We start from the raw sequence: 6417 nt of genomic DNA on the forward strand, positions 1-6417 counted from the left end.
TATTTAGTCATAAACTCAATTACTAAAAATGCTTCGGATTAATTTTCAAAGCATTTTTTTTTATTATTTTTAAACAAAATATAAATTATGAATTATCGTCAAAATTTATTGGTTTTGGTTTCCCTATTATCTTTTTTGTCAATCCAAGCGCAAGGCTTATTGACCGAAAAAAAGAACTTTACTAAACAGGACACACTAAGAGGCTCAATAACCCCTGAACGCGAATGGTGGGATTTAACTTATTATCACTTGGATATAAAAGTTGATCCTGAAAACAAATTCATATCTGGTAAAAACACGATTCAATACAAAGTTTTAGAGCACGATTCAGTCATGCAAATTGATTTACAGTCCCCTATGAAACTACTAAAAGCAGTTCAAAATGGTAAAGAATTAAAAATTAGACATGACGGTAATGCGCATTTTATTGCATTGGTTGATAATCAAAGCCCAAACGAATTAAATAGTCTAGATGTATACTATGAAGGTCATCCAAAAGAAGCCGTTAGAGCACCATGGGACGGCGGTATTTCTTGGAAAAAAGACAAAAACGATAATCATTTTATCGCATCATCTTGTCAAGGTTTAGGCGCTAGTGTTTGGTGGCCTTGTAAAGACCACATGTATGATGAGGTTGATAGTATGCAAATTAGTGTAAACGTACCAAGTAAATTAATAAATGTTTCCAATGGAAGATTGCGACGTGTTGAGCAAATTGGAGACACAAAAACATACAGTTGGATAGTTAAAAGCCCAATAAATAACTATGGTGTTAATATTAATATTGGAGATTATGCGAATTTCTCCGAGGTATATGATGGACAGGCGGGTAATTTAGATATGGATTATTATGTTTTAAGTTATAATTTAGACAAAGCCAAAGAACAATTTAAACAGGCCCCAATGATGATGAAAGCTTTTGAGCATTGGTTTGGTCAATATCCTTTTTATGTTGATAGTTTTAAACTTGTTGAAGTTCCTTATTTAGGTATGGAACATCAAAGTTCTGTGACTTATGGTAATGGTTATCAAAATGGATATTTAGGAAATGATTTATCTGGAACAGGTTGGGGATTGAAATTTGATTTTATCATTATTCATGAAGCAGGACATGAATGGTTTGCTAATAACATTACGAACAGAGACGCTGCAGACATGTGGATTCATGAAGGGTTTACAGCATATTCTGAAAATTTATATTTAGATTATTACTTTGGAAAAGTAGCTTCAGCAGAATATGTAATAGGAACTCGAAAAAACATTCAAAACGACAGACCATTAATTGGGTTTTACAACGTAAATAAAGAAGGCTCTTCAGACATGTATTATAAAGGTGCTAATATGCTTCATACGCTTAGACAACTTTTAGAAGATGATGAGAAATGGCGAAAAATATTGCGTAAAATGAATGTAGAATTTTATCATCAAACGGTGACGACGCAACAAATAGAAAATTTTCTATCTAAAGAAACTGGTATTGACTTAACAGCATTTTTTAACCAATATTTAAGAACCACAAAAATTCCAACTTTAGAATATTTTATCAAAAATAAAACTTTGAAATACCGTTGGACTCATATCGTCGAGAACTTTGATATGCCAATTCAAATTAAAATCAATACTGATGAAAAATGGTTATTTCCTAAAGCCGAATGGAACACCATATCCTTAGATTCTAAAATCAATACGTTTGAAATTGACACTGATTTTTATGTAGAATCAAAAAAGCAATAAGCTTTGGAAGATTCACCTGAACTTTATTTTGAACATGATACTGATTGGTATGATTGGTTATTGCAAAATCATAACGAAGTAAAAAGTGTTTATCTGATTTTTTATAAACTAGAAATGAATATACCCAGCATGCGATAGAGTGACGCTGTTAAAGTTGCTATTTGTTTTGGCTGGATTGATTCTACGGTAAAAAGTTTAGGTAATGGAAAAAGACGATAATATTTCTGCCCTGGAAACCCGAAAAGCACGTGGAGTGCTCTTAATAAAAAACATGTTGAAGAGTTAACACAGGCCCTTTTAATTCATGACTCTGGTCATAAAATGATATCGCTTGCAAAAAATACAGGTACTTGGGCTGAAATGTACGATGTTGAAAATGGTGTTATCCCCAACGATTTAAAGCAAGCTTTTTATAAAAACAATATATCCTCAGAAAACTACCAAAATTTTGCTCGAGGTTATAAAAAAAAATACTTGTCCTGGCTGCACAGCGCTAAACGCTTAGAAACAAGAAAAAAGCGCATAACTCAAATTATTGAATTATGCGCTAATAACATTAAAAGTAGAGACAATTGGTAACCTAAATACCACTTATAAAACTGCCATATGGGTCTTTAAATTGAACACCTTCTGTAAATCTATGCTTACTTAATTGTTTATATTCTACTAATGCCCAAAGCACAAACTCTTTCACAAAATAACTATCTCCTTTTGATAAGTTAGGTTGATATTCTCCTAATAAATCATCTAAAGGCGTAATGGCATCTAACAAGCTTTTATATTCCTTGTCTCTCAAGTCGTCTAATAGTTCAAACCCGTCTTTTTGATTGAAAAACCAAGATATTGTATCATCATATGGACTTTCTTCCTCTTGTTTTTGTAGTTTACCAATCTTTGGGAAAAATTCAGAAAATAGAGTTTTGACCGCTTCACCAATAAGATTATATGCAACCACATCAGCCCCCTCTTGCTCACCTTCATAAACCAACTCAACCTTTCCTGTAATGGAAGGAATGATTCCAACAAAATCTGATAACCTGAGGGTAGTTTGACCGTCGTCATTTATCAATGTTCTTCGTTCCGCAGTGCTTAATAAATTTTCTAAAGCTGTAATACTTAAACGTGCACTTACACCACTTTTAGCATCAACAAAATCACTTTCACGAGCTTCAAAAACGATTTGCTCTAGTAAATCTCTCGCTAAATCTGGAACTATAACGGATACCTTTTGACTTTCAACCAACTTAGCTTCCTGCTCAGTAATTTGTCTAGCTGTTTCAATATCAGCAGGATAATGTGTCAATATTTGAGAGCCTATTCTATCTTTTAAGGGAGTTACAATACTTCCTCTATTAGTATAATCTTCTGGGTTCGCAGTAAACAGAAATTGAATATCAAGAGGTAATCGCAACTTAAAACCTCTAATTTGAATATCGCCTTCTTGTAAAATATTAAATAATGCTACTTGAATTCTAGCTTGTAAATCTGGTAATTCATTGATTACAAAAATGCAACGATTTGCTCTAGGTATCATTCCATAGTGGATCACACGATCATCAGCATAACTTAATTTCAAATTTGCTGCTTTTATGGGATCTACATCACCAATAATATCCGCTACAGTCACATCTGGTGTTGCTAGTTTTTCAGCAAAACGTTCACTTCTATGCAACCAATAAATAGGTGTATTATCTCCCTTTTCTTTTATCAATTCTAAAGCGTGTCTAGAAATAGGATTAAAAGGATCATCATTAATTTCAGAACCTTCTACCACAGGAATATACTCATCCAATAAATTCAACATTAAACGTGCTAAACGCGTTTTTGCTTGTCCTCGTAAGCCTAATAAGTTAATATTATGCCTTGATAAAATCGCTCGCTCTAATTCTGGAATTACTGTGTTTTCATAACCATGAACACCTTCAAAAGTAGTTTCTTTATTTTTTATTTTATTAATTAGATTATCGCGTAGTTCATCTTTTATAGATTTTGATTGATAACCCACCTTTATTAAATCTCCTAAAGTCTTGATATTTTCTATTTTCATATTATCCTTTAATTCTTTTTTTTCTATTTGTTTCATAATCCTCAAAAATCATTTCCCCTAAACCTTTAAGCCCTGTATAAAACGCTTTGCCTTGATTTGCATAAGTAAACTCTCTTACAAACTGCATTAAATAGGAGTCTTGAGCAATCATAAATGTTGTAATTGGTATATGCAATCGCCTTGCTTGTTGTGCCATAGCATAACACTTATTTACAATATGCGTATCTAATCCGTTACTGTTTTTATAATACTGTCCGTCGGGTAATCGCAAGCAACTTGGTTTTCCATCGGTAATCATAAAAATTTGTTTATTGGTATTTCGCTTGCGTCTTAACAAGTCCATTGCCAATTGTAAACCAGCGACAGTATTGGTATGATACGGACCAACTTTTAAGTATGGTAAATCTTTAATCTCAATTTGCCAAGCATCATTACCAAATACTAAAATATCCAAAGTGTCTTTTGGGTAACGGGTTGTAATTAATTCTGCTAACGCCATAGCTACTCGTTTTGCAGGGGTAATTCTATCTTCGCCATACAAAATCATACTATGGCTAATGTCTATCATAAGCACAGTGCTCATTTGAGATTTATGAAGTGTTTCTTCAACAACCAAATCATCTTCTGAAAGCATGAAATCTGAAATACCGTGATTAATTTGCGCATTTTTTAAACTTTCAGTCATAGACACTTTATCTAAAGCATCACCAAATTGATAGTTTCTAAAATCACCTGTATGCTCATCCCCCATTCCGGGGCTTTTACTTCTATGATTGCCTTGTCCGCTGCGTTTAATTTTCCCGAAAATGTGATCTAAAGCTTGTTGGCGAATGGCACGTTCCGTTTTTGCAGTTATAGCTAATGAACCATTTCCATCAGGATCAATTTCTTCTCGCAAATACCCTTTCTCTTTTAGGTCTTCAATAAAATCTTCAATTGAATATTCGGCTGTGGTAAGTTTGTATTCTTTATCTAATTCTCGCAACCAATCTATAGCTTCATCAAAATCTCCTGACGTGTGTGTAATTAATTCCTTAAAAACTTCGAAGAGTTTATCAAAAGGCGATTGATAAGGCGCTTCGTATTGTTTGAACACGAAGCCTTTTTTAAAAGTTTTGTCGTTTTTCATAGCAGTATAAAAATACTCTATTTTTAAAGAAAACGACGGCCTTTATAATCAGATTTATCTATAGTTTAAAATGAAATTTGAATAAAGGTTATTCTACTCGTTTTAAACCATTAAGGTCTTCAATTTTTATAAACTTACCTAAAGTAGCAATTAAGCCTTCCTTTTTAAATTGAGATAGTACACGAATTGCAGATTCTGTTGCAGTACCCACTATGCTGGCATAATCTTCGCGAGACAAAAGGACACTTAGAGTTCCATCAGGGTTTACACCAAAATTTTGATGAATATAAATTAATGTTTCTGCTAAACGCTGGCGTACTGATTTTTGAGCCATATTAACAATAACATCATCGGCTTCTTTTAAATCATGAGCCATCTCTTGTAACACATCAAACGTGAATTTCGAGTTTTTTTGAAGATCAGTAATTATTTCAGATTTTGGAATGAAACAAACTTCCATATCATTTAAAGCGACTGCCTGTAAATTAGACGCTTCTTCAATAATTAAAGAACGCTGACCTAATAATTGTCCTTTAACAACCATTTTTACAATCTGATCTTTTCCGTTCTCACTAAGTTTGGATAGTTTACAAATGCCATCTTTAACACAATACACACCATTTAATATTTCACCTTCTTCAAAAATAACTTCACCTTTTTTGATTATTTTTGATGTCTTACAAGAAGAGACTCGCATTAACTCCTCTTTAGTCAGAGACTTAAGTGAATTAAATTGTTTTACGATACATTGCTCACATTTTGACATACCTAAAATTTAGAGATAATGTAAAGAAAAGAAAAATATGACAAAAATCATATTAAATTTTTTATTAACTAGTAATCTTTGCTTCAGGTATATAATGAGCAAATAATAATGAGCAATAGCAGTTGTTTCCACTGTGGGTTAGATTCGTCATCTAATGATATCATATATGATGACAAATCATTTTGTTGTATCGGATGCAAAACAGTTTACGAGATATTCTCTGCAAACGATTTAACGTGCTACTATGATTTACAAAAAGCTCCGGGTGCAACTCCAAAAGAAATTGAAGGCAAATACAATTTTTTAGACAATGCTAAAATTGTTGAAAATCTATTAGAATTTGATGATGAAAAAACACAAATTGTAACATTATACATTCCGCATATTCATTGTAGTTCTTGTATTTGGATTCTTGAAAATCTAAATAAATTACATCCTTCCATAAGCGCATCACTAGTCAACTTTGGTAAGAAAACTGTAAGAGTTACCTATAATATTGATGACTTTTCAATAAAAGCATTAGTTAAACTTTTGAGCAGTATTGGGTACGAACCCTTTATCAGCTTAGATGATTATAGTGTTGGCAAAAAAAATATAGATAGATCGCTAATTTATAAATTAGGTGTTGCAGGTTTTGCCTTTGGAAACATTATGTTTTTATCGTTTCCTGAGTATTTTCAAGTTAATGGATTTTGGATTGATAAATACGCGCCAGTTTTTAGGTGGGTGATGTTTACTTTT

General features: G+C 32.5%; 6 protein-coding genes. 3 read left to right on the top strand and 3 right to left on the bottom strand.

What is annotated here, in order from left to right; all coding sequences use genetic code 11:
• Positions 1-87 precede the first annotated feature (87 nt).
• Together QZ260_RS05115 and QZ260_RS13180 are read left to right on the top strand one after the other, a co-directional pair.
• Positions 88-1734: a M1 family metallopeptidase gene (locus QZ260_RS05115; RefSeq protein WP_295983524.1), complete on the top strand. Its 1647-nt coding sequence runs from the start codon at positions 88-90 to the stop codon at positions 1732-1734.
• A gap of 321 nt (positions 1735-2055) precedes the next feature.
• On the top strand, positions 2056-2313 hold the full coding sequence (locus QZ260_RS13180; RefSeq protein WP_365969223.1) for a YdeI/OmpD-associated family protein: 258 nt from the start codon (positions 2056-2058) through the stop codon (positions 2311-2313).
• 1 nt (position 2314) lies between these two features.
• On the opposite strand, the gene QZ260_RS05125 is transcribed toward QZ260_RS13180, so the two are convergent.
• From QZ260_RS05125 to QZ260_RS05135, 3 genes are all read right to left on the bottom strand, one after another.
• Positions 2315-3781, bottom strand: coding sequence for a magnesium chelatase (locus QZ260_RS05125; protein ID WP_295983535.1), 1467 nt, complete (start codon positions 3779-3781; stop codon positions 2315-2317).
• Position 3782: 1 nt separating this feature from the next.
• The gene (locus QZ260_RS05130; protein WP_295983527.1) at positions 3783-4910 is read right to left on the bottom strand and encodes a VWA domain-containing protein; all 1128 of its coding nucleotides are present in this window, start codon (positions 4908-4910) and stop codon (positions 3783-3785) included.
• A gap of 88 nt (positions 4911-4998) precedes the next feature.
• Positions 4999-5676, bottom strand: a complete 678-nt coding sequence (locus QZ260_RS05135) for a Crp/Fnr family transcriptional regulator (RefSeq protein WP_295983530.1) — start codon at positions 5674-5676, stop codon at positions 4999-5001.
• 108 nt (positions 5677-5784) lie between these two features.
• Here QZ260_RS05135 and QZ260_RS05140 point away from each other — a divergent pair.
• The coding region (locus QZ260_RS05140) for a heavy metal translocating P-type ATPase metal-binding domain-containing protein (RefSeq protein WP_295983532.1) at positions 5785-6417 on the top strand (633 nt) is incomplete at its 3' end.

This window comes from uncultured Algibacter sp. (assembly GCF_905480415.1).
Lineage (GTDB): Bacteria > Bacteroidota > Bacteroidia > Flavobacteriales > Flavobacteriaceae > Algibacter_B.

Coding starts and splice junctions, on each gene's coding strand:
- QZ260_RS13180 (WP_365969223.1), top strand. CDS start 2,056: ATGATATCGCTTGCAAAAAATACAGGTACTTGGGCTGAAATGTACGAT.
- QZ260_RS05115 (WP_295983524.1), top strand. CDS start 88: ATGAATTATCGTCAAAATTTATTGGTTTTGGTTTCCCTATTATCTTTT.
- QZ260_RS05135 (WP_295983530.1), bottom strand. CDS start 5,676: ATGTCAAAATGTGAGCAATGTATCGTAAAACAATTTAATTCACTTAAG.
- QZ260_RS05125 (WP_295983535.1), bottom strand. CDS start 3,781: ATGAAAATAGAAAATATCAAGACTTTAGGAGATTTAATAAAGGTGGGT.
- QZ260_RS05130 (WP_295983527.1), bottom strand. CDS start 4,910: ATGAAAAACGACAAAACTTTTAAAAAAGGCTTCGTGTTCAAACAATAC.